This window comes from Luteimonas sp. 100069 (genome assembly GCF_003813845.1).
GTDB classification, from domain to species: Bacteria; Pseudomonadota; Gammaproteobacteria; order Xanthomonadales; family Xanthomonadaceae; genus Luteimonas; species Luteimonas chenhongjianii.
The window spans coordinates 438,554-461,739 of record NZ_RPFN01000001.1; the positions used below are offsets into that span (position 1 = coordinate 438,554).

General features: G+C 67.3%; 16 protein-coding genes and 1 riboswitch. Of the genes, 7 read left to right on the plus strand and 9 right to left on the minus strand.

The features are described from left to right. The first annotated feature begins 1 nt into the window (after nt 1). Nucleotides 2–622: a TetR/AcrR family transcriptional regulator gene (locus EGK76_RS01920; RefSeq protein ID WP_096299616.1), complete on the plus strand. Its 621-nt coding sequence runs from the start codon at nt 2–4 to the stop codon at nt 620–622. A gap of 190 nt (nt 623–812) precedes the next feature. Next, nucleotides 813–2,549: a phosphoenolpyruvate carboxykinase (GTP) gene (locus tag EGK76_RS01925; RefSeq protein WP_123831452.1), complete on the plus strand. Its 1,737-nt coding sequence runs from the start codon at nt 813–815 to the stop codon at nt 2,547–2,549. 542 nt (nt 2,550–3,091) lie between these two features. Here EGK76_RS01925 and EGK76_RS01930 read toward each other — a convergent pair. From EGK76_RS01930 to EGK76_RS01945, 4 genes are all read right to left on the minus strand, one after another. Then, the gene (locus EGK76_RS01930; protein ID WP_123831453.1) at nt 3,092–5,932 is read right to left on the minus strand and encodes a TonB-dependent receptor; all 2,841 of its coding nucleotides are present in this window, start codon (nt 5,930–5,932) and stop codon (nt 3,092–3,094) included. 513 nt (nt 5,933–6,445) lie between these two features. Next, on the minus strand, nt 6,446–9,322 hold the full coding sequence (locus EGK76_RS01935) for a TonB-dependent receptor (RefSeq protein ID WP_343205608.1): 2,877 nt from the start codon (nt 9,320–9,322) through the stop codon (nt 6,446–6,448). A gap of 285 nt (nt 9,323–9,607) precedes the next feature. After that, nucleotides 9,608–10,453, minus strand: a complete 846-nt coding sequence (locus EGK76_RS01940; protein WP_123831455.1) for a hypothetical protein — start codon at nt 10,451–10,453, stop codon at nt 9,608–9,610. 101 nt (nt 10,454–10,554) lie between these two features. Beyond that, nucleotides 10,555–11,442: an Hsp33 family molecular chaperone HslO gene (locus EGK76_RS01945; RefSeq protein ID WP_199730865.1), complete on the minus strand. Its 888-nt coding sequence runs from the start codon at nt 11,440–11,442 to the stop codon at nt 10,555–10,557. Between the two features lie 71 nt (nt 11,443–11,513). On the opposite strand from EGK76_RS01945, the gene mtgA reads away from it, so the two are divergent. Both mtgA and EGK76_RS01955 read left to right on the plus strand, forming a co-directional pair. Then, entirely contained in the window at nt 11,514–12,272 is a 759-nt protein-coding gene (mtgA, locus tag EGK76_RS01950) for a monofunctional biosynthetic peptidoglycan transglycosylase (RefSeq protein WP_123831459.1), read from the plus strand. Next, complete coding sequence (locus tag EGK76_RS01955) at nt 12,269–13,258, plus strand: glycosyltransferase family 2 protein (protein WP_233580131.1); 990 nt, start codon at nt 12,269–12,271, stop codon at nt 13,256–13,258. The genes mtgA and EGK76_RS01955 overlap by 4 nt, the downstream gene beginning before the upstream one ends. A gap of 3 nt (nt 13,259–13,261) precedes the next feature. Here EGK76_RS01955 and EGK76_RS01960 read toward each other — a convergent pair whose 3' ends face one another. From EGK76_RS01960 to EGK76_RS01980, 5 genes are all read right to left on the minus strand, one after another. Continuing rightward, nucleotides 13,262–15,235: an AsmA family protein gene (locus EGK76_RS01960; RefSeq protein ID WP_123831463.1), complete on the minus strand. Its 1,974-nt coding sequence runs from the start codon at nt 15,233–15,235 to the stop codon at nt 13,262–13,264. Between the two features lie 72 nt (nt 15,236–15,307). Continuing rightward, nucleotides 15,308–15,688: a hypothetical protein gene (locus EGK76_RS01965; RefSeq protein ID WP_123831464.1), complete on the minus strand. Its 381-nt coding sequence runs from the start codon at nt 15,686–15,688 to the stop codon at nt 15,308–15,310. A 58-nt stretch (nt 15,689–15,746) separates the two neighbouring features. Continuing rightward, complete coding sequence (locus EGK76_RS01970) at nt 15,747–16,400, minus strand: hemolysin III family protein (protein WP_096299598.1); 654 nt, start codon at nt 16,398–16,400, stop codon at nt 15,747–15,749. A gap of 67 nt (nt 16,401–16,467) precedes the next feature. Beyond that, a complete protein-coding gene (locus EGK76_RS01975; protein ID WP_096299596.1) occupies nt 16,468–18,072 on the minus strand; it encodes a peptide chain release factor 3 in 1,605 nt (534 codons plus the stop codon). Nucleotides 18,073–18,143: 71 nt separating this feature from the next. Then, nucleotides 18,144–19,046: a M23 family metallopeptidase gene (locus tag EGK76_RS01980; RefSeq protein ID WP_158613429.1), complete on the minus strand. Its 903-nt coding sequence runs from the start codon at nt 19,044–19,046 to the stop codon at nt 18,144–18,146. A gap of 448 nt (nt 19,047–19,494) precedes the next feature. Further along, nucleotides 19,495–19,623, plus strand: a riboswitch (SAM riboswitch). A gap of 101 nt (nt 19,624–19,724) precedes the next feature. Between EGK76_RS01980 and EGK76_RS01985 the strand changes: the two genes are divergently transcribed. The 3 genes from EGK76_RS01985 to EGK76_RS01995 are packed head-to-tail and all read left to right on the plus strand — an operon-like array spanning nt 19,725 to nt 23,100. Further along, on the plus strand, nt 19,725–20,780 hold the full coding sequence (locus EGK76_RS01985; protein WP_123831469.1) for a homoserine O-succinyltransferase: 1,056 nt from the start codon (nt 19,725–19,727) through the stop codon (nt 20,778–20,780). After that, complete coding sequence (locus EGK76_RS01990; RefSeq protein ID WP_123831471.1) at nt 20,777–22,018, plus strand: O-succinylhomoserine (thiol)-lyase; 1,242 nt, start codon at nt 20,777–20,779, stop codon at nt 22,016–22,018. Before EGK76_RS01985 ends, EGK76_RS01990 begins: the two co-directional genes overlap by 4 nt. Beyond that, nucleotides 22,015–23,100 carry a homoserine dehydrogenase gene (locus EGK76_RS01995; protein WP_123831473.1) on the plus strand — a complete coding sequence of 362 codons (1,086 nt, stop codon included), beginning with the start codon at nt 22,015–22,017 and terminating at the stop codon, nt 23,098–23,100. The genes EGK76_RS01990 and EGK76_RS01995 overlap by 4 nt, the downstream gene beginning before the upstream one ends. Nucleotides 23,101–23,186: the final 86 nt, after the last annotated feature.

Sequence of the window (23,186 nt, forward strand, 5' to 3'; positions counted from 1 at the left end):
GATGAGCAGAACCGCAGCCAAGCCGGCGTCCGCGACGTCCACCGCCAATGCGGCACCCGTCGAGCGGCAAGGCCGTCTGAGTGCCGACGACTGGGCGCAGGCCGCACTCGACCTGATCGCTGAAACCGGCGTGCAGGCGGTGGCAGTGGAGCCCCTCGCGCGGCGCCTGGGGGTGACCAAGGGCAGTTTCTATTGGCACTTCCCTTCGCGCGACGCGCTGCTGCAGGCAGCGCTCGAGCGCTGGGAAAACGTCGAGCAGGAGGCGCTGTTCGGTGCGCTCGAAAAGGTCCCCGATGCGCGCGAGCGCCTGCGCGCGCTGTTCAACATGGTCGCGCGTGAATACAAATCGCACGTCATCTACAGTGCCCTGCTCAAGGCCCAGGACCACGCCACCGTGCAACCGGTGATCGAGCGCGTGTCCAAGCGCCGGCTCGACTACCTCACCGCCTCGTTCCGCCAGGCCGGTCTCGGCCGCGAGGACGCCCAGCACCGCGCACGGCTGACCTACGCGGCCTATGTCGGCTTCCTCCAGCTGAACCTCCAACTGCACCAGGCGCGCATGCAGCAGGACGAATTCGACGCCTATGTCGAGCATCTGGCGCAGACGCTGGTGCCGGCCTGACCGACCCGCCCGCCGTCGGGTGCATGCGGCGGGAGGGTGCGATCACCGCGGACACTGCCTAGGCAGGGGGCGGGCGTAGGTGCCCAAGTTCAGTTCCGCTGGCCATGACACCGGTGGCTGACGCAGCGCAGCGCGACTGGTTGCATACGTGACGAATAGACTCCGCTCACTATGTGCGTAGGGAGTGGTCATGAGTGCAGTGCTGAAAACAGAAGCGTCCACGGGCACATCGCTGGCGGCGCTTGCGGCCTGGGTCCAGGAGGTCGCTGCACTGACCCAGCCCGATGCGGTCCATTGGTGCGATGGCAGCGATGCAGAGAACCGCAAGCTTCTCGAGATGATGCAGGCTGATGGCAGCCTGATTCCGCTCAATCCCGGCACCCACCCGGGGTGCTGGCTGCACCGCTCCCACCCCGACGATGTCGCGCGCGTCGAACACCTGACCTTTGTCTGCACCCGCGAGGCAACGGCGGCCGGCGCCAACAACCACTGGATGGCGCCCGCCGAGGCCCACGCGAAGATGGACGCGCTGTTCGCGGGCTGCATGCGCGGACGGACGCTGTATGTCGTGCCCTATTGCATGGGGCCGATCGATTCGCCGCTTGCGCGTTGCGGCGTGGAAATCACCGACTCCCCCTACGTCGTCGTCAACATGCGGATCATGACCCGCATGGGGACGCCAGCGCTGCGCAGGATCGAGCAGGAGGGGACGTTCGTGCGGGGATTGCACTCGCTCGGCGAACTGGATCCCGAACGTCGCTTCATCATGCATTTTCCCGAGGAGCTGACGATCAAGTCGTACGGTTCCGGTTACGGTGGCAACGCCCTGCTCGGCAAGAAATGCCACGCCTTGCGTCTCGCGTCCTGGCAGGCCCGCGAAGAAGGCTGGCTGGCCGAGCACATGCTGATCCTTGGTATCGAGAATCCGCAGGGTGAGGTCCATTACATTGCCGCGGCATTCCCCAGCGCCTGCGGCAAGACCAATCTGGCGATGCTCGTGCCCCCGCAGGCCTATCGCGAGGCGGGATGGAAGGTCTGGACGGTCGGTGACGACATCTGCTGGATGCGTCCGGGCCCCGACGGGAAACTCTGGGCGATCAACCCCGAGGCCGGCTATTTCGGCGTCGCGCCCGGCACCTCCGCGCGTTCCAATCCCAACGCGCTGACGATGATCCAGCGCGACACGATCTACACCAATGTCGCCCTGACTGCGGACAAGCAGCCGTGGTGGGAGGGGCTGGATGATCGGGTGCCCGCGCTGGACTGGCGGGGGCGGGTATATGACCCGGCAAACGGCCCGGCCGCGCATCCCAACGCACGTTTCACCGTGTCCGCGCGGCAGTGCCCCAGCTGGTCGCCACGCAGCGAGGATGCCGGCGGGGTGCCGATCAGTGCCATCGTATTCGGCGGGCGTCGCGCGAGCACGATTCCCCTGGTGTTCGAGGCCCGGGACTGGGCGCACGGCGTATTCGTCGGCGCGACGATGGCCTCGGAAACGACCGCAGCGGCGACCGGCCAGGTTGGCCTGGTACGGCGCGACCCGATGGCGATGAAGCCCTTTTGCGGCTACGACTTCGCCGAGTATTTTGCCCACTGGCTGTCGTTCGACACCGCCGGTGCGCAACTGCCGAAGATCTTCCACGTCAACTGGTTCCGCAAGGACGCCGAGGGCAACTTCCTGTGGCCCGGCTTCGGAGAGAACCTGCGGGTGCTCGAATGGATCATCGACCGCGTCGAGGGCCGTGCAGAGGCGCGTGATGCCGGGCCGGGACTGATGCCCGTCGAAGGTGGGATCCGGGCGGGCGAAGACATGTCCGCGGCTACGATCGAACGCGCCTTGCAGGTGGACGCCGGCGACTGGGAGCGCGAGTTCGCCGACCAGACTTTGAGCTGGGGGCAGGCCCGGAAAACCGCTGTACCGGCCTGACCTCACGCCTGCCGACAAGGGGCGATCGCGAGACCCACTCGCCCTGTTGCGTGTCGCCCGAAGATGGCGCGCCGGGCAGGGCGCATCGGGCGACGACGTCTGCCGCTGAGCGCCAACAATTCTTGCCCCTCGCGCGGCGGGCTGAAGTCGTCCGCCATGCGCCCGGGGCAGGGGTTCCCTGCGCTCGGTTGACGGTGGTGAGCCGTGGCCTGCGAGGCGTCACGGCAAGGCCGTCGCCCCCGTGGCGGCGCCCTGCGTGAGATCAAATGATCGGCCGCCGGCGTTGCCGGGCCGGAGCTGGCGCTAGCAGGTCGCCGTTTTCCCGTGCCGCACTGCGGCTCCGTGTCGGGGTACGCCCGCGCCGGTCGCTTCGTGTGCTGCAACCGGTGCTTCGTGTACCGTCGTGCTGTGCAGCCGTGCAGCGCCTGTATCCGGCGCAATCGCATGCCTTGCGGGCGGGCGCGCATCTCCCGATCTCGCTCCGCCACAAAAAACTACGGCCCCGAAGGGCCGTAGTCGTGTCACTCAAACCACTTCGATGATCAGAAGTTCTGCTGATACTTCATGAACAGGAAGCGGCCATTGTCGAACCCACCGTAGTAGGAGAAGTTCGAGTTGGCCTGGCGGTACCACGGCGAAGCCTCGTGGTTGAACACGTTGTTCGCACCGATCGAGATCTTCGCGTCCCACGGGGCGCTGTAGGTGATCTGCACGTCATGGAACGTGTTCGAGCCCAGGTCGTTCTGCGGCGAGATGCGACCCTGCGTATCCGGCGCAGCGTACTGCGGACGGCTGCAGAACTCGGGCGTATTGACGTAGCACGACTCCATGGAACCGGAGTAGTAGCGGGTCCCCCAGTTCACCGACCAGTCGTTCATCGCCCAGCTGATGCTTGCGTTCGAACGGACGCGGAAGGTGCCACCGAAGCCGACGGACTGCGACGGAACCGCGGTCGCGTCGTTGGTTGCCTTGGATTCGTAGCGGCTGACATAGGTCGTCATCCACTTGGCGCCAAAACGACCGTAGTCGGTGCTCACGTTGTAGGCGACGTCGAAGTCGTAGCCTTCGGTTTCCGTGTAACCGGCGTTGCGCATGCCGTACGTCAGGTTGTTGACGATCTGGGTCACCGGGTCGCGGGTGAAGCCCGCGCAACGCGATTCGATCAGGTTGATGTAGCAGTCCGCGAGCATCGTGTTGGGCGCATCCGAGACCACGGTGTTCTCGATCCGGATCTTCCACCAGTCCAGGGCAAGGCTCAGGCCCTGCACGTACGACGGGCTGTAGACCAGGCCAAGCGTCCTGGAAACCGAGGTTTCAGGCTGCAGGTTCGGATTGGAGCCGCTGGTGAACGGAACCGGCGTCTGCGCGGCAGCGCTGACGGTCGGAATGAAGCCCTGCTGCAGCTGGCGATAGTTCGCAGCCACGTCCTGCAGGCAGCGCGGGGTGCCGCGTGCGACGCCGTATACGCTGTCGCAGGGATCGACGAAGCCCGTAGTGAAGGACTGCGAACCGCCGCCGAACAGGTTGCCGATGGTCGGCGCGCGGAAGCCTTCCGACCAGGTGCCGCGGACCAGCAGGTCGTCGATCGGGCGCCACTTGAAGCCGGCCTTGCTGTTGGTCGTATCGCCGAAGGTGTCGTAGTCGGAGTAGCGGCTCGCCAGGCTCAGGCTCAGCTCGCGGGCGCCGGTGATGTCGGCCAGCACCGGCACGTTCAGCTCTGCATAGACTTCGTCGAGCGAGTAGGCACCGAACGTCGGGCCCGACGCGAGGTTGGTGGAGTCACCCGACTGCGCGATCGCGTCCGGATAGTAGCCACCCTCTTCCTTGCGATGCTCCAGGCCGACCGCAAAGCCCAGATCGCCGGCCGGAAGGGTGTACAGCGAGCCCGACAGGTTGGCGAAGTAGTTGTGGGTCGAGGTCTCGCCGAGCGCATGCTCCTGACGGAACAGCTTCGCGAGGACTGCCGGATCATCCAGCGAATTGGCCACCGCACCCGTGCCGAAACCGGCAAAGGGATTCCACGGCACGCAGTTCGTGAGGGCGATCGGGGCGGCAGCGGTACCGCACTGGACAACACCCTGGCTGTTCAGGAACGACGGGCCCACAGCCGCGCGGACGCCCGGAATGTAGAAGTTGCCGTTGTTGACGGTCTTCTGCTCGTTGTCCGTGTACATGTAGCCCACGTCCCAGTCGAAGAAACGTTCGCTGATTTCGAACGAGCCTTCCAGCGCGGCGGTGAAGCGCCAGGTGCTGACGGTGCTGTCGGTCGTACGCGGCACTTCCCAGCCGCGACGGCGCCAGTCCACCTGGGTGCCCGGCAGGGGATTGAAGTAGCTGTTCGGCGACATCGGCGCGCCGATGGCGGTCGACTGGGTGGGGTAGCCCGCGATCTGGCGCCCAGACTCGCGGCGCATGTAGCCGAGGTCCGTGGTGAAGCGGACGTTGTCAGTCAGGTCGTAGTTGCCGTTGACGTAGAGCGAGCGGCGCTCCAGCGGCGTCAGCAGGTGCATCTGGTCGTTGGAACGGCTGGTGTCGTCGGCGGTCTGGGGATGGAAATCGCCCGCGCCGATAGCGTCGCTGCCGCGGTTGGGTGCGAACCAGGGCGCACTTGCTGCTGCACCGGACTGGCGCCAGTTACCCCACTGACCGACGGTCGTCAGGCTCGCTGCCGGGAAGCCGGGCGCGGTATCGCGCGAATACCAGCGGTCGCGCGCCCACACTTCCTTTTCCTTGTGGTAGTCGGCGCCGATGGTCAGGGAGCCGCGGTCGCCAGAGAAGCCCATCATGAAGTCGAGGCTCTGCTTGGCGCCGTCGCCCGCGCTGAACTGGCCGTAGTACGCATTCGCCTGCGCACCTTCGAAGTTCTTGCGGGTGATGATGTTGACCACGCCGGCCATGGCGTCGGAGCCGTAGACGGCAGACGCGCCGTCCTTGAGGATCTCCATGCGCTCGACCATCACCATCGGGATCGCGGAGAGGTCCTGGAACCCGTTGGGGCTGATACCCAGGCGCTTGCCGTTCACCAGCACCAGGGTGCGCTGCGCGCCCAGGTTACGCATGTCGATGTACTGGCCGCCGGCTTCCTGGTTGGCGGTCAGGGGCGAGGCGCGGCTGAAGGTCGGCGAACCGGCTGCGGAGATGTTCTGCAGGACGTCGGCAATCGTGCTGAAGCCCTGGGCTTCGAGCTCCTGGCGGGAAATGGCGAGGACCGGCTGGGCGGTCTCGATATCGACCTGGCGGATGCGCGAGCCGGTGACTTCGACGCGGTCGAGCGTGGTTGCTTGGGGCGAGCTCTGCGCGAATGCGGTGCCCGCAAACGTCGTGGTGCTGGCGATGATGGCGAGGCCGATGGCATCGCGCAGCTTGGTGGACTTCAGGATCATTCTTCTCTCTCTCCGAGTGTGTTCGGGATATCCCCCGCGAGCCCGGCCGCGCGGCGCCAAGTCAGACGCCAAGAACGGCAAGGTGGGTCGATACTAACCGCGTCAATCCACAAATTAAAGTCTCGTTAAGAAAAAGATTGGGTGGCGTGAAGAAGGAGGCCGGCACTCCCCTGATCGGCATTCAACATGAATAGACGCCGTCTACGGCGTCCCGCGCGGCGGAAGTCGCTGGGGTTGTCTAACCGCGCACCCCCAATAACAGCGGCAGCGCCACCGGATCGCTGCTGCACCGCTACGGCGCCGTGGCAGTTGCGGTTGCGGTTGCAGTTGCCGGTTCGGGCGCGAACCGGCGCCGACGAGGGGCACTTCTCTGCGCGTGCGGCGCATACCGTGGCCAACTCTCCACGTCGCTGCGGGGTGCACTCGCGTCGGCACGAGCGTCGGTCCCAGGCGCAAGGCCAGCCAAAAAAAAGACGGCCCCTTGCGGGGCCGTCTTGCAACGCAGGTGTGCGATCAGAAGCGCTGTACGTACTCCATGTACATGTAACGGCTGTCGGGGATGTCGTACTGGTAGTCGAACGAGTTGGCGAAGGCCTGAGTCGCGAACGGCGGATCCTTCTTGAACACGTTGTTCGCACCCAGCTTGACGGTGCCATTCCACGGCAGTTGGTAGCGCACCTGCACGTCGTGGTACGTCGTCGCGCCGAGGCGGTTGCGTGGCGCCGGGCCTTCCGCCGTGCGGCGGTCTTCATCGGTGCACAGGCCCCTGCCCGGAAACGCACAGGCTTCGTTGAGTCCGGACATGTAACGGGTCATCCAGCTGGCCGAGAAGTCGCCGTAGCTCCAGTCGAGCGATGCGTTGGCCCGCAGACGCCAGTTCGGATCGCTCTCGTAGTAGTTGCCGACCGCGCTGGACACTTCCGACTCCGGGGTGAACTGCGAATCCCACTTCGACACATAGGACGTGTCGAGGGCGAAGCCGAAGTTGCCGAAGTTGGTCTCGGGCATCGTGTAGCTGACGTTGACATCCCAGCCTTCGACCTCGGTGACGCTGAGGTTCTGCGGTGCCAGCAACATGAAGTCGATCTGGTTGTCCGCAGCGCGACGGCTGAACAGGTCGCACCAGGCCTGATCACCCTGTGCGTAGCACTGATCGAGGATGTAGGCGGCGCTCGGCGTGGAGAGCGCGTTCTCGATCTTGATGTTCCACCAGTCGACGGTGATGTTCAGGCTCTCGATGAAGGACGGGCTGTAGACGAAGCCGGCGGTCTTCGAGATGGAGGTTTCCGGGCCTGCGTTGGGATTGCCGCCGATGGAGAACGGGAAGATCGTCTGGCCGAAGTAACCCAGTCCCGTGTTGGTGCGCTGGATGAAGTCGGCCGGCACGCCGTCGGCAAGGCAGTTCGCGGCGATGGTGCCCGTGCGGCCCTCATAGTCGGCCGAACAGATGTCGCCGAACTGGGTGTACGAGTCTGCAAGACCCCGGAACAGGGTCGAGATCGGAGGCGCGCGGAACCCCTCCGACCAGTTGCCGCGGATCAGCAGGTCGTCGATGGGCTTCCACTTGAAGCCGGCCTTGCTGTTGGTCGTATCACCGAAGTTGCTGTAGTCGGAATACCGGCTGGCCAGGCTGAGTTCAAGCAGCTGCGCACCGGTGACATCGGACAGCAGGGGGAGCAGGACCTCGGCATAGATTTCGTCGAGGTCGTACGAGCCCGCGGTGGGCTTCCGCCCGTTGCCCGAGGTCAGGCCGGCCGCGACGAACGCATCCGGAGAATCGAAACCGCTTTCCCTGCGCGATTCGATACCCACGGCGAAACCGGCGGTGCCGCCCGGCATCGTGAACATGTCGCCCGACATGTTGGCGGTGAAGCTTTCGGTGCGGTTCTGGTACACGTCCTGCGCAGTGAACAGGATGTAGTCGAGCATTTCCTGGCTCACCCCGCCGGCGGGCGAGAGCGGGTTGAACGGTACGCATCCATCGATGATGTCGCCGCCCGGGCCGGTGACACAGACCACGCGGCCATCGCGAAGCTCGGACGGACCGACGCCTGCGGCCACGTTGAGCATGTTCGCGTCGCCGATCTGGCGATCCGTCTGGTCGGACTTGTTGAAGTTGTAGCCGACGTCCCAGCTGAAAAAGCGATCGGCGAAATCGAAGGTGCCTTCGAGGCCGACATAGGTGTGGAAGGTCTTGACGTTCTGGTCGTAGACGCGCGCCTGCTCGGTCAGACGATGGCTCCATTCCACCGCGCGTCCGTCTCCACCGTACGCAGGGTTGTAGGGATTGAAGTAGCTGTCGGGGCTCATCGCCGCGTCGGGATCGCCGAAGCCGGCGCCGCCTGTCAACGGGAAGCCGGCCAGCTGCTGCTGGGAGCGACGCTCGTTGTACAACGCTTCGGCGCGCACCGCGATGGTGTCGGTCAGGTCGTAGCGAGCCTTGGTATAGGCGGAGGTACGGGTCTGCGGAGTGAGGAGATAGTTGTCCTTGGCATAGTTGTAGGCGTAGGACGCGGCGCTCCAGGGCACGGTCTGGTCAAGCCCGTAGCGCTGCTGTCCCGCCGGACCGATACCGGTAGCGTTGGGCGGGACGATCAGATATTCGCTCCAGCCGTCGTCGCCGTCGTCGAGCGGGCCGGCGTTCCAGATCTTGCCGTTGGACGAATAGCCGCTGTACTGGGACGCGCCCAGGCCACGGACCGGGTCGCGAGAGAACGCGCGATCGCCGGCCATGACAGCCTCCTCTTCCACGCGGGACAGGCTGAAGACCACATTGCCGCGTTCGCCGTTCGACCCGATGGTCAGTTCGACCGACTTGCGCTCGCCGTCGCCCTGGCTGAACTGACCGTAGTGGGTACGCAATTCCGCACCTTGATAGTTCTCGCGGGTGATGATGTTGACGACGCCCGCGATCGCGTCGGAGCCGTAGATGGACGAGGCGCCGTCCTTGAGCACTTCGATCCGCTCGATGATCGCAGCGGGGATCGTGTTGAGATCCACCGAGCCGCCGAGCGTCGACACCCAGCGCCGGCCATCCACCAGTACCAGCGTGCGCGCCGAGCCCAGGTTGCGGAGCGAGACTTCGGACGAGCCATCGCCGCCGTTGTTGAACGTGCGATTGAGGGCGGCGCCGTTGGAAGAGATGCGCTGCAGTACCTCGGCCACCGAGGTCAGGCCTTGCTTTTCGATCGTCGCCCTGTCGATCACCTGGACCGGCTGGGAGGTTTCCGCATCCACCGAGCGGATGCGAGAACCTGTGACTTCCACACGATCGAGGGTTGTCGCCTGCGGCTCGCTCTGTGCCAGCGCGGTGCCGGTGCTCGCCGCCAGGGTGGCGGTCGTGAACAGTGCGAGCGTGACAGCGTCACGCAGCTTGGTGGTTCTGAGCATCATCGTTCTCTCCAGAGTCGGGGATGTCACTTGAACCGTCACGGCAAGTTGACTTGCCAGATTCAGCAAAGTGCCGCCCGATACTAGCGAGGGGATGAGAGAAATTAAAGCGGCGTTAAGCGCGTTTATGGACCAAACCCTATTCAGTCTCTGCCGGATCCTCCGGCCCCTCCATGGCTTGTCCAGTAGCGGCCTGCGGTAGCCGCTAACCCACCCTCGGACGTCCGGCCGAGGCGCAAAAAAAAAGCCGCGGGGTCCGCGGCTTTTTCGGAAGTGCTTGCGGGCTCAGAGATCCTGCTGATACCGGATATACGGCACCGCGCCTTCGTCATCCGCGTTCTCGGTCATCTTCGAGAAGGGATTCTTGCCACGCGTGATCACATTGTCGGCGCCCACGGTGAGCTGTCCGCTCCACGGCGTCCGCCAGCTCACGCCGAGGCCCACGCCTTCCCATTTCGGCAGGCCCGGGGTATCGACCACTTGGCCGACGATATTCGCGCTGAACCGTCCGATGCCGCCGCCGACACTGAGACTGCGGCTTGTCCACTGATCGCTCAGGGTGGCGGGGGCGGCCGCGGTGGGGATCAGCGTGGCCTTGGCAAGCGTGCCCGCCAGCGAAACGTAAGCATCGTCACCGACATCCTTCTTCGCGAAGACGGTCAGATCATGCAATTCGACATTGCCGGCCGACCCGGCCCGAGAGGGGCTCAGCCAGCTCGGAAGTGCCTCCCGGCCCTCGCCCAGCGTCATGCCGACGGCGCCGCCGGGGCGGCTCATGCTCGCGGTCGCAGTGGCACGGCGGCCCTGCGTGTCGGCGACGGAAGCAAGCTGGCAATTGCGGGCGAGATTGCTGACCGCGCCGGTAAAGCTGCTGCCGGGACTGCACAGCAGGGCGAGCGAGCTGCCGGCCTGGAGGCCGAAGGCCGCATCGAACTGGTTCTCGCCCATGCGCCAGCGCCGGCTGGACTGGTTAGCGCTGGTGGGCTCAAGCACGAGAAATGCTTCGACCTTGCCCGAGCTGTCCAGAACGGGGAGAACCGTCTGGTTGCGATTGTCCTGGGCAGCCGCACCCGAGGCCGCGGTGAACGCGAGACCAAAGGCGAGACAGAGGCGTGAGACAGGCAATCGCATGAGCCGTGTGACCGGGGGTAAGCCGGGAAGTTCCCCATTCGTTCGTTTTGGACTCTAGAACATTTATGTTTCTTTAACAATCTCGTCAGCAACTACGCTGCCTACTGCAGCAGGCCCGGCGGCTCCACGTCGGCGACCGGTCGGTCAAGCAGGTGTTCGACCTCACTGGCGGTGAAGACGTAAACGCGACCACAGAACTCGCAGGTCACCCGCGCCTCGCCGTCCACCACCGCAGCGCGCGCCTCCTCGGCCCCCAGCGATGCCAGCATGCCCTCCACCCGTGCCCGCGAGCATGAGCATCCGAACACGAGCGGGCGTTCGCCGAGCAACTGCGGCGCATCCTCAGGGAAGAGCCGGGCCAGCAGGACATCGGTAGGCCATCCGAGCAGTTCTTCGGTGGAGAGCGTGTCAAAGAGGAGGCTGATCCGATTCCAGCCGTCGTCGTCGCCCGTGTCGCCCGGAAGCTTCTGGAGCATCAATCCGGCGGCTTCATCGCCATCAACGGCAAGCAGGACCCGGGTAGGAAGTTGCTCGGACTGGCGGAAATAGTCCTCGAACGCGCCCGACAGCGACTCGGAAGTCAGGCCAACCAGGCCCTGGTAACGGTTGGGCTCGCCGTGGGGCGAGGGGTTCTCGATCGTGATCGCCAGCAGGGCGTCATCGCCGAGCGCGCGCAGGTCGCGCGAGACGCCAGTGCCGTCACCCTCGTAGCGCGCAATACCGCGGATCGTGCCCGATGCGGTGCATTCGGCGAACAAGGTCCGCAGCGGGCCGGACGCACGCAGCTGCACCGACAGCCGGCCGTCCACCTTGGCATGGCCTGTAAACAGCGCCGATGCGACGCAGGCCTCGCCGAGCAGCTCCTCGATCGCGGGCGGATACGGCCCGTTCGCACGCACTGCGCGCCATGCGTCGCGCAGATGCACGCGGACACCGCGCACACCGGCGGTCTGCAGCAGGAATCGGGACAGGCGATCGCTGTCGTGCAAGGCGGGGTCGGTCATAGGGCTCACTGGGAAATTCGATTGGCGGTATCGGGGACGACCGATAGAGTGGCCGCATGGAAGATCAAGCCAACCGAAATGGGGACGGCATCGTCGCCCCGCAAGCACGCCCCTTGTTCGCACGCCGATGGGGACGTCGGCTGGCGTGGCTGATGGTACTGGCGGTGGCGGTGTCGGTGCTGCAGGTTGTGGTGCTGCGCTTCGTGGACCCGCCGCTGTCGACGTTCATGGCCATCCGCCAGGTCCAGGCGTGGACAGGGGGAGAGCGCGACTTCCGGCTGCAGTACGAGTGGCGCGACCTCGATCGCATCGCGCCTTCGCTGCCGATCTCGGTGATCGCGGCCGAGGACCAGAACTTCGCCTCCCATCGGGGATTCGATCTGGAGGCGATCGAACAGGCACGCGCGCACAACGCACGGGGCGGACGCACGCGCGGCGCGAGCACGATCAGCCAGCAGACGGCCAAGAACCTGTTCCTCTGGAGCGGGCGCAGCTGGATTCGCAAGGGAATCGAGGCCTGGTACACGGTATTGATCGAGGCGTTGTGGCCCAAGACACGCATCCTCGAGGTTTACGTCAACATCGCCGAGTTCGGCGACGGCATTTACGGCGCGCAGGCTGCGGCGCGCCGGAATTTCGGCAAGGACGCAGCGCAACTGAGTGCCGGCGAAAGCGCGCGGCTGGCTGCCGTGCTCCCGAGCCCGCGTCGCTACAGCGCATCGCATCCCGGGCCTTACGTCCAGCGCAGGGCGCAATGGATCCAGCGCAATGCGCGCCAGATCGGCGGCGAAGCCTATCTGGAGTTGCTCGAATGACGGCCGAAATCGCTCATGTGCACCTGACGATCGTCGTGGCGGCATTCGACGAGGCGCGTGCATTGCCGGTCCTGCACCCACGGATTGCAGCGGTGATGGATGTGCTGGCCGCCGACGGCATCGTGCCGCGCGTTCTCTACGTCGACGATGGCAGTGGCGATGCGACCTGGCAGGTGCTGCAGGGCATCGCGGCCGCTGATGCGCGCGTGGCGCTGCTGCGGCTGTCGCGCAATTTCGGCAAGGAGATCGCGCTGACGGCGGGCCTCGACCAGGTCGCCTCCGGCGCGGCGATGATTCTCGATGCCGACGGCCAGGATCCGCCGGAGCTGATCCCGCAGTTCGTCGCGCGCTGGCGCGAGGGCTATGACGATGTGCATGGCACGCGCCTGAGCCGGGAAGGCGAAAGCTGGCTCAAGCGCTCCACTGCCCACGTGTTCTATCGCGTGATCCAGCGCCTGGCCAAGACGCCGGTGCCTGCCGATACGGGTGACTACCGGCTGCTCTCCGAGCGCGCCCTGGCCGCGCTGCGGCAGCTGCGCGAACGCCATCGCTTCATGAAGGGATTGTTCGGCTGGATCGGCTTCAACCGCGTCGCGGTGCCGTATGCGCGGGAACGGCGTATCGCCGGGCGCACCAAGTTCGGCTTCTGGCGCCTGTGGAATTTCGCCATCGACGGTGTGACCAGTTTTTCGACGGCGCCGCTGCGGCTGGCGACCTACGTCGGGGTATTCACCGCGTGCGGCGCCTTCGCCTTCGCGCTCTACGTGATCGGCAAGGCGCTGATGTACGGCGATCGCGTGGCGGGCTGGCCGACGATGATGGCGGTGATCCTGTTCCTGGGCGGCGTGCAGCTGGTGGCGCTGGGTGTGATCGGCGAATACCTCGGGCGCCTTTACGAGGAATCCAAACAGCGGCCTCTCTATCTGGTCAGCGCACGACATCCCGCGCCCGGACCGGGGGCGGGCCCGATGTCGGGCGCCGACTGATCCTTACTTCGCGTAAGAACCGCCGCAGTCGCTGTCCTCGCCGCCGCCAAGTTCGAGCGTGGCCAGCAGGGCGGCCGGCGGCGCAATGGAACCGAGCGCCAGGGCCAATGCGCCGCGCAGCCCGAGGCGGGCGAAGTCGGGGCGGAAGCTCGGCTGCGAGAAGCTTCCGCCGATCGTGAGGGGCGTGCGCAGTGCGAGGAAGCTGCGGTCCTTCGGACGGGGGCGCAGTAGCAGGTCGAGCCGCTCCTCGCCGAGGTCGATCGTGCCTTCGCCGATGATGATGGTATCGGTGGTATCGAACGCCAGGGCGCGGGTTTCCATGACCCCGTCCTGCACGCCGAAATCGGCGAACGCGCACCGCACGGGGATCTGCTGGTCCTTGCCGATCAGGTATTTGAGCGCTTCATAGATGTCGATGCCGGCCAACTCCACCAGCAGGTTGCTGACCCGCCCGGCGCCCATGCCCACCGCGACATCGCCATCGGCGCTGCCGAGCATGGCTGCCACCGAATTGCCGGTGCCGACGAGGTTGAACGCGCCGCCGATGCGCCCGACGGCGTCGCCGGCGAGCGTGTCGGGTTTGAACAGGCCGCCGAGGTCGATCCGCCGCACGGTCGCCTGCAGTCGGGTCTGGATCGTGTCCTTGCGGGCGTCGAGGCGGATCGTCGAGCGGATATCGCCGCCGGCGACGCCGAAGTTGAGGGGGTCCAGTCGCGCCAGGCCCGCTTCGAGCAGCAGGTGCGCGTCCATGTCGTTGAGCGGCAGGTCCGGTGCATTGATGCGCTGCGCGCGCAGTCGCACGTCCGCATCCATGGAGCGCAGCTTGCCCAGGTCGTAGGGCGTATCGGGAATCACGCGCCCGCTTGCGGCGAGCCGACGCTCGCGCTCGACCAGCTCGGGGTCGAGCGCGTCGCCGTCCTCGTGGTCCGGTGCGCCGCCGACAAAACCGGCCAGGTCGTCGAAATCAAGCCGCTTGGAGACCAGGTCGGCCTTGAGGAACGGACGCTCGCGGCCCAGCGTCACCGCCGCCGAACCGCCCAGATCGCTCTGGCCGACCTTGCCGGTGAAGCCGTCGTAGTGCCACGTGTCGACGTCGCGGGTGAGTCGGCCATCCAGTGCGTAGGGCGGGGTGTCCGGCATCGCGATGCCGATCAACGGATAGAGATGCGCGAGGTTGCGGCCCGACAGGGCGAACTGGACATCGAAATCCTGCAACTGCAGCGGTGCCACGAGGCTGCCGCGGACATGCGCGCGCGTGGCGCCGGCACGTGCCCGCAGATCGATGCGATACGGCTTGTCGGTGTCCTGCAGCGCAAGCAGCGACTCGACAACACCTTCGAGCGTGAACTCGTTGCCTGTCCAGTTACCGCCGCCTTCGATGGTGATCGCCGGTGCGCGTCCCGCCTCGGCCGATTCGCGGCTGCTCAGGCGCACGTCCAGGTCGGTGCGTCCGGGCACGTCGAGGTAGCGCAGATGGCCCGCGTCGACCCACAGGCCGCGCACCTGGGCCGGCGTGCCGCCTTCCTTGTCGTCCCCGAAGTCGATGTCCCAGTTGGCGGCGCCGCCCTCTGGATTTGTCTCAAGCAGCAGGATCGGCTTCACCAGGCGGATCTCGGGCACGCGCACTTCGCGCTTGAACAGCAGCGGGAAGGTCTCGATCCGGATCTCCGCCCGGTCGGCCGAGGCCATCGTCTCCGATTCGGACCAGTCCGCGTTCGCGAAGCGCAGCGAATCGGCGCGCACCGTGGTGGTGCGGCCGAGGTCCACGTCCAGATCCCCGCCGATCACGAGCGCGCGCCCGGTACGGGCTTCGACCAGCCGCTCGACCGGTCCCTTGAACCAGTTCCAGTCCCACATCACGACCAGCAGCACGATCGCGACGAAAACGACCAGCGCGCTGATGCGCAGGGGACGCGATGCGGTCAGCTGCCCGAATCGGCGGCGCGGGGAGACTTTCTGGGGGGGCGTCGACGTCATGTGGTGGTCCTGTGCGGGCATCCACAGTCGACGCGGACCGGTCTACTGCGGGTGAACGCGCTCACGCTCGACTCAGCCCGGCGGATCACCCGGGGGCAGCTCGCCGGCCGTGCAGCGGACGGTACGACCGCCTTCCTGGGACAGCTCGGCGCCGGCCTGGTCGGTCATGAAGCGCAGGCCGACCTCGGACCATACCGGCGGTTGACTGCCCTGGATCACGCCGAGATTGACGATGCGTCCGTCGATCATCCGCACCCGGGCGAAGCGGCCCTCGCGGATGATCTCGACGATACCGACGGTGGGGCAGTCGTAACGCGCTGTCACCGTTTCGGGTAACGGCTCGGCAACAGGGGTTGGCGGCTGCGATTCCGGAGGCGACGGCGCGTCGGGCGAGCAGGCTGCCAGTCCGCAGGCGGCAATGGCGACAATGGCGATTGGGCGGAGCGGATGCATGGCGAACCTCCGTCGGGGCAACGTGGCCATGATAGCGGGGCAGCCCCTTCGCCCCGCGTCAACGCGCCGGCACGACCTGGGCGAGCACCGCGACGTAGTGGCAGACGCTGCCGCCGATGCAGAACAGGTGCCAGATGGCATGCGCATAGGGAATCGATTCGCGCATGTAGAAGTAGGTCCCCAGCGTATAGAACACGCCGCCGGCGATGAGCCAGCTCAGCGTCCAGGTGTCCAGGGCGGCGGCGACCGGAACGATCGCGACGACCACCAGCCAGCCCATCGCGACGTAGATCGCCGTCGACAGGCCGCGGAAGCGCCCGGTATAGAACAGCTTGAACACGACGCCGGCGATTGCCAGGGTCCAGATGATGCCGAACAGCCACCAGCCGAGCGTGCCGCGCAGGCCGATCAGGGTGAATGGCGTGTAGGTGCCTGCGATCAGCAGATAGATCGCGCAGTGGTCGAAGACCTTGAGCCGGCCCTTGACCACGGGGTGCTCGACTGCGTGGTACAGCGTGGACGCCAGATACAGCAGCAGCAACGACACGCCGAACACGATCGATGCGCCCAGCTGCCAGGCGTTGCCGTAGAGCGCGGCCAGGGTGATCAGTACCGCGCCACCCGCCAGCGCGGCGGTGGCGCCGAGGCCGTGGGTCAGCGCGCTGGCGAGTTCTTCGCGGCGGCGGCGAAGCGACAGGGTGGATTCGTTCATGACGTCCGATGGGGGAGGGACCACTCCCCCGATTATGCCTTGCGCCGGTGTAGGCCCAGGCGTGAGGTCAGTCTGCCGAAACCGCGTGCGCGTGCTCGCGCGTGGCCAGGAACTCGACGCCCGGGGCACGTTCCTGCGCCAGCTGCAGGTTGACCCGCGTCGGCGCCAGATAGACCAGCTGGCCGGCGGCATCGATCGCGAGGTTCATCGCATGCTTGTCGCGGAACTCCTCGAGCTTGCGGTCGTCGCTGCAGCGGATCCAGCGCGCGGTGCTGACCTGTACCGGCTCGAAGCTCGCGTCCACGCCATACTCGTCCTTGAGCCGATAGGCGACGACATCGAACTGCAGCACGCCGACTGCGCCGAGAATCAGGTCGTTGCTCATCAGCGGCTTGAAGAACTGCGTGGCGCCTTCCTCCGAAAGCTGCGCCAGACCCTTCTGCAGTTGCTTGAGCTTGAGCGGGTCGCGCAGCCGCGCGCGGCGGAACAGCTCCGGAGCGAAGTTCGGAATGCCGGTGAAGGCAATGTTCTCGCCTTCGGTGAAGGTATCGCCGATCGAGATCGTGCCGTGGTTGTGAATGCCGATCACATCGCCCGGATACGCCTCGGCGGCGATCTCGCGGTCGCTGGCCATGAAGGTCAGGGCATTGGCCAGCTTGAGCGGCTTGCCAGTACGCGGATGGAAGGCCTTCATGCCGGCCTCGAACCGTCCCGAGCACACGCGCATGAAGGCCACGCGGTCGCGGTGCATCGGGTCCATGTTCGCCTGGATCTTGAACACGAAGCCGGTGAGCTTGTCTTCCTGCGGCGCCACTTCACGCGTGGTGGTCTGGCGCGGTTGCGGCGGCGGTGCATGTTCGACGAAGAAATCCAGCAACGGCTGCACGCCGAAGTTGTTGACGCCCGAGCCGAAGAAGACCGGTGTCTGGCGTCCGTCGCGGTAGGCCTCCAGATCGAAGGCGTGGCTGGCGCCCTGCACCAGCTCGAGTTCGTCGCGCAGGTCGGCGAGCATCTTGTCGCCGATCTTCTCGGCGAGTCCGGGCGCATCGATCGACGGGAAGATCGTCGAGTCCTGGCGGGTGAAGTTGCGACCCTGCTCGTACAGGTGCACTTCGCCGGTGATCAGGTGCACCACGCCCTTGAGGCGCTGGCCCATGCCGATCGGCCAGGTCACCGGCGCGCACTGGATGCCGAGCACGGTTTCGACCTCGTCGAGCAGGTCGATCGGGTCCTTGCCCTCGCGGTCGAGCTTGTTGATGAAGGTCATGATCGGCGTGTCCCGCAGCCGGCAGACCTCCATCAGCTTGATCGTGCGTTCCTCGACGCCCTTGGCCACGTCGATGACCATCAAGGCGCTGTCGACCGCGGTCAGCACCCGGTAGGTGTCCTCGCCGAAGTCGGCGTGGCCCGGCGTATCGAGCAGGTTGACGATGCGGCCTTCGTAGGGGAACTGCATCACCGAGCTGGTCACGGAGATGCCGCGCTCCTTCTCCAGCGCCATCCAGTCGGAGGTCGCATGGCGGGCGGCCTTGCGGCCCTTCACCGAGCCGGCCATCTGGATTGCGCCGCCGAACAGCAGCAGCTTTTCGGTCAGCGTGGTCTTGCCGGCGTCGGGGTGCGAGATGATCGCGAACGTGCGGCGGCGGGAACTTTCGGTGGCGACGTCAGGCATGCGGGCAGCGCACGCTGGGCGCGCGATCGGGAATCCGGGAGCCGACGATTATACGCCCGCAGGCGCTCGGCTCAGGGCGCGGCGGGCTCGGCGTCCACGCCGACCCGGGCAAAACGCAGCGGGCCGTCAGGTCCCGTCATCCGGAACGGCAGCGATTCCAGGCGCATCCCGCGGTTGGCCTGTACCACGAAGTGCAGATGCGGCGCGGCGCTCAGGCCGGTATTGCCCGAAAAGCCGATGACCGTGCCGCGACGCACCCGCGTGCCCGCTCCGACGAGCACGCCGCCGGCCTGCAGGTGGGCGTAAAGCGCCATCGTGCCGTCGTCGTGGAGGATGCGGATGAAATTGCCGCGCGCGCGGTCGTCGTCGAGGTCATGGCCCAGTCGGGGATCCAGGCGCGCGGTCGCATCGGATTCGACCTGCATCACCAGGCCGTCGCGCGCGGCCAGCACCGGCGTGCCAGGTGCCACGGCGAAGTCGACCGCATGCAGGTTCTCGGAATCGGCGTGGCTGAAACCGCCGCCATACCCCTGGCCGACATGCACGGGCGCATCGCGCAGCGGATAGACATACGTGACATCGCGCGGCCGCGCGGTCGGCAGGCCGGGCACTGCGGGCAGCCGCAGCCGCGCCCCGCCGGTGCCGGCCTTCAGACTGGCAACGATCACGCGGCCGCCGCCCGGAACGATCGCGCGCGCGGGCAGTTCCGGGTGGGCGGATGGCGGAACGCCGTCGGCAACCAGCATCACTTCGACCGGCCCTGCGAGGCGGTTGACCGCGATGGCCTCGACGCCGCCGGCGTGGGGGCGCAACTCGAGGCCCACCGGCGCCAAACCCGCGCTGCGCTGCGGGGCGGGCGGCGGCGCAGCGGGCGAAGAAGCGGTGCGCATGCCCGACCACTCGCGCCACGCTGGCGTCTGCGCGTGGCCGAGCGTCGGCAAGCAGATCGCCAGCAGAACGCAGGCGATGCCCAAGCGATGCCTCGAGGAGGCGGGCTCGGCGCCGGCGGTCGGGATGGAGGCGCGGGCTCGCGGCAACGTGGCGCAGGTCGCAGGCATAGGTCGAAGTGCCGTCATCGACTGGGCACAGCGCGCCTTACGGAAAACGCCCCGCGGTCGTACGCCAAGTGACCTGGGGACCCGGCAAGGCAGCGGAGCGCGCGGAGAAGCGCCCGGCCTCGAAGGGCATCAGCGGTCCGCCCGCCGCAGTTGCCGGCCAGACACCGGTGCGGGACACGCGGGCGCCTGGCGAGCGTGGTGGAACAGGCGGTCAGCGAGTTGGCTGCGAAGTGGCGGGCGTGAGGCATCCGCCGAGTATGCCGGCGCGTCCCTCTGAGCCGCCCGATACTTGCGGCTGCAAGTATCCATCTCTGCATCCGCATGAAGCGATTGACTTGTGTCGTGGGCGCAGGCAACCTGCGTCCATCCATCGAGACCGGCTGAGGGACAGGCCCTTTGAGGCCGGGGCAACCTGATGGGATCCGCGCATCGCGCGGCGTCCATCGCGGTGCCAAGTCCTGCGGGGACCTGCGTGTCCACCGGAAGATGGTGATGCCGTGCCGGCCGCATGCCGGTATTGCATTCCGCCCATTGGCGGCTTCCGGCGATCTCCGCGCGACGCGATGGCCCCGTCCATCCGGAAGAAGCCGCGTCATGAGCCTCGTCGATACCCCCCATCACCGCACCGACCCCACGTACGAGACTGCCGGGCCGCTCGGCGTTGGCTCCACCTGCGCCGCACTGCCCGCGGCCTTTCGCGGCAGTGCGGATGTGCGTTTGCCGATGCGGCATGCGGGCAGCCGGCGCCTGATCCTGCGCTACGAACTGCAGGGTCCGGCGTCGGCGCCCGTCGTTTTCGTTGCCGGCGGCATTTCGGCGAACCGGCATCTGGCCGCGAACGCCGCCGATGGTGATGCCGGGTGGCTGGAGGGCCTGGTCGCGCCGGGCCGCACGCTCGATCCGGCGCAGCTGCGATTGCTGGCCTTCGACTTCGTCGGTGCCGATGGCGAACTCGACGCGCCGATCGACACCGCGGATCAGGCGGACGCGATCGTGGCGCTGCTCGACGCGCTCGGCATCGCACGCCTGCATGCCTTCGTCGGCTATTCCTATGGCGCGCTGGTCGGACTGCAGCTGGCGGTGCGACATGCGGCACGGCTGCAGCGGCTGGTCGCGGTCAGCGGCGCGCACCGCGCCCATCCCTATGCAGCGGCGTGGCGCGCGCTGCAGCGGCAGGCCGTGGCGCTGGGCCAGCTGCAATGCGCCGACGCACAGGGACTGGCGCTGGCGCGCCAGTTCGCGATGCTGAGCTATCGCACCCCGGAAGAATTCGCCGAGCGTTTCGACGCCGCGCCGCAGCTCGTCAACGGCCGCGTCCGCGTGGCGGCGGAGGACTATCTCGATGTCGCCGGCGGCAGATTCGCTGCGCGCACCCCGGTCAATGCCTGGCTGCGCCTGTCGGAATCGATCGATCTGCATCGCGTCGATCCGCGCCAGGTCCACGTGCCGACCACGGTGATCGCGGTCGAGGGCGACCGCTTGGTGCCGCTGTCCGAGGCGGTGACCTTGCTCGAAGGTCTGGGCGGCAACGGACGCCTGCGGGTACTCCGCTCGAGCTTCGGCCACGACGCCTTTCTCAAGGAAACCGATCGCATCGACAACCTGCTCGCGGCCGCGCTGCGCGCCCCACTGCCTGGAGAATCCGCATGAGCTTCCACGTTCCGACCGGCGCCCCCTGCCATCCCGCCACCCGTGCCGTGCGCGCCGGCATCGATCGCGATCCGGCCTTCGGGGCGGTGACGCCGCCGATCGTGCTGTCGAGCAACTTCAGCTTTGCCGGCTTCGGCGAGAAGCGGCAGTACGACTACACCCGCAGCGGCAATCCCACGCGCGATCTGCTCGGCGACGCATTGAGCGAGCTCGAGGGTGGCGCGGGTGGGGTGGTCACCGCGACGGGCATGGCCGCGATCACCCTCGTGCTCAACGCGCTGCTGGAGCCCGGCGATCGCCTGGTCGTGCCACACGATGCCTACGGCGGCAGCTGGCGCCTGTTCGATGCCCTCGCGCGCAAGGGCCATTTCAAACTGGTCACCGCGGATCTGACCGATCCGCGCGCCCTCGCCGACGCGCTCGCGACGCGGCCGAAGCTGGTGCTCATCGAGACGCCGTCCAACCCGCTGCTGCGCATCACCGACCTGCGCTTCGTCATCGAGGCAGCGCACCGCGCCGGCGCCCTGGTGGCAGTCGACAACACCTTCCTGTCGCCGGCCCTGCAGCGCCCGATCGAGTTCGGCGCCGATGTCGTCCTGCATTCGACCACCAAGTACATCAACGGCCATAGCGATGTGGTCGGCGGCGCGGTCATCGCGCGCGATGCCGACCTGCACGCGCAGCTGGCTTGGTGGGCGAATGCACTCGGCATCACCGGCTCTCCCTTCGACAGCTTCCTGACCCTGCGCGGCCTGCGCACGCTCGATGCCCGGCTGCGTGTGCACCAGGAGAACACTGCCGGCGTGGTCGCCCTGCTGGACGCGCATCCAGCCGTCGCAAGGGTGCATTACCCCGGGCTGGACGATCATCCGGGCCACACGATCGCCGCGCGCCAGCAATCGGGCTTTGGCGCGATGCTGTCGTTCGAACTGGCCGAAGCGCCCGGCGTGGCGCAGGCCGACGTGGTACGCGCCTTCGTCGAGGGGGTGGGACGGTTCACCCTGGCCGAATCGCTCGGCGGGGTGGAAAGCCTGATCGCGCATCCGGCCACGATGACCCATGCGGCGATGGCGCCGGACGCCCGCAGCGCTGCCGGAATCTCCGATGGCCTGTTGCGGTTGTCAGTTGGCATCGAGGCGCTGGACGATCTGCTGGCCGACCTGGAGAGCGGGCTGGCGCGCGCCACTGCGGTGCTGGACTCGGCCCCGCGTCCCGGCCGCGCGGGCGCTGAAGCATGAGTACGGTCGTGCCGTTGTGGCGGGAACGCGGCCCACACCCGCGCCCGGGGCACCTGGCCCTGCTCGGCACCGGCACCGTGGGTTCGGCGTTCGTTGCCCGCTACAGCCGCCTCGTCGCCCAAGGCGCTGCGTTGCCCGACATCGCCTGGCTGTGCAATTCGAGAACCCAGATCGCCGGTGGTGGCGACCTGCAGGGCGCACTCGCCCAGGCCCGCGCCGCTGCGCGCCGGCACGCGGGTTTCCCGCCGTGGGCGGAGGGCGAGAGTCCCAAGCCCGGCGACATCATCGTCGATGCGACCGCGAGCGAGACCGTTGCCGACTGGCATCCCGAATGGCTGGCGCGCGGTGTGCATGTGGTCACCGCCAATAAGCTTGGCACCGGTGGCGATCTCGGGCGCGCACTGGCCATCGACGACGCCCGCGCGTCCGGCGGCCGCTACGGCGACAGCGCCACGGTGGGCGCCGGCCTGCCATTGCTGCGCAGCCTGCGTTCGCTGATCGCCGGCGGAGACCGTATCCACGCCATCGAAGGCGTGCTTTCGGGTTCGTTGGCGTGGTTGTGCGCGCACCACGATGGCAGCCGGCCGTTCTCGGCGCTGGTCCGGCAGGCCCGCGCCTCGGGCTATACCGAACCCGACCCACGCGTGGACCTGTCCGGCGAGGACGTGCGCCGCAAGCTGCTGATCCTGGCGCGCGCTGCGGGAATCGCCTTGCCGGCGCACGAGGTCGTGGTCGAGTCACTGGTGCCCGAAGCGCTTGCCCGCGCTGCCGGTGATGCGGTCGATGCCTGTCTGCATCTGCTCGACGCGGATCTCGAGGCAAGGCGCGTCGCGGCGGCTGCAGCGGGCGCGCGGCTATGCGTCGTCGGTCGCTTCGATGCGCAGGGCGCGTCCGTCGGACTGCGTGCGTTACCGGCGGCGCATCCGCTGTGCGCGGGCAGCGGCACCGACAACCGGGTCGCGATCCACAGCGATCGCTACAGCGCACAGCCCCTGGTGATCCAGGGGCCGGGGGCCGGGGCCGAGGTCACGGCCGCTGCGCTGCTCGATGATGTGCTCGCGATCAGCGCAGCGACGGCCTGATCCGCGCGCGGGCGTGGGTGCCGGCTATGGGGCGGACCCTAGATCGGGCGCGCCCGGATGTCGCGGGGCGCCGCGGCGCGCTGGAA